This is a genomic window from Natranaerobius trueperi, assembly GCF_002216005.1.
In the GTDB taxonomy this organism is placed as follows: domain Bacteria; phylum Bacillota; class Natranaerobiia; order Natranaerobiales; family Natranaerobiaceae; genus Natranaerobius_A; species Natranaerobius_A trueperi.
In genome coordinates, this window is sequence record NZ_NIQC01000075.1 from 1 (window position 1) to 754 (window position 754).

Here is a 754-nt window from a genome sequence, read left to right on the forward strand (position 1 = left end):
AGTAGATGAAAACACAGAAATATTAATTAAAAACAAAGTCAGGTTTTGAAAAGACGAATTTTCAATATGACAAATCAAAAGATATTTATAGATGTCCTTTGGGTTATCCACTAGAGTTAAATGGAACGGAAAGAACAGAAGAAAAAATTATAGACGTTACGTGTGTAAGGACTACATGGATTGTGGAAATAAATCTGAATGTACATCAGCAAAAGCGGGAAGAGTTATAACAAGATTTGATGATGAAGAATTTATAAATCAAGTACATGAAAATACAATTAAGAAAAAAGGACCTCTACAAACTTAGGGGCTCGATAGTTGTGCACCTTTTTGGAACTATCAAAAGATCTTTTGGATATACATATTTTTTAACAAGAGGCCTTAACTCTGTAAATGCAGAAGCAGGATTTATTAGTCTTGCTACAATCTAAAAAGATTGATTATTATCATGGGAGTCAGGGATCTAGCTAGCAAGGCTCTTCAAGCAAGTACTCCTTTCTTTTACATTGCATTTTTATTATTTTTGGAGTAATATACCGCAAAAGGTATTGAGGATGTCCTGAATTTTGTGTAAATGGTATCTCTCTTAATAAATTTACTTACTAGTTTCATCCCTATTTTCTCGAGCAAGATTAGATTTATACCTCAATACGGTAATTCTGGTTTGAGTCGATCTTCGAAATGGATGGCGAGCTGTGAGATACAACTCTTCCAATTAAAAACTGGTTGATTCCATTTCTTAGTGATATCCATA

Annotated in this window: 1 protein-coding gene; it reads left to right on the forward strand. The window is 32.5% G+C overall.

Going from position 1 to position 754, the window contains the following annotated elements; all coding sequences use genetic code 11:
- Positions 1 to 175: 175 nt before the first annotated feature.
- Positions 176 to 307: a hypothetical protein gene (locus tag CDO51_RS15150; RefSeq protein ID WP_276207041.1), complete on the forward strand. Its 132-nt coding sequence runs from the start codon at positions 176 to 178 to the stop codon at positions 305 to 307.
- Positions 308 to 754: the final 447 nt, after the last annotated feature.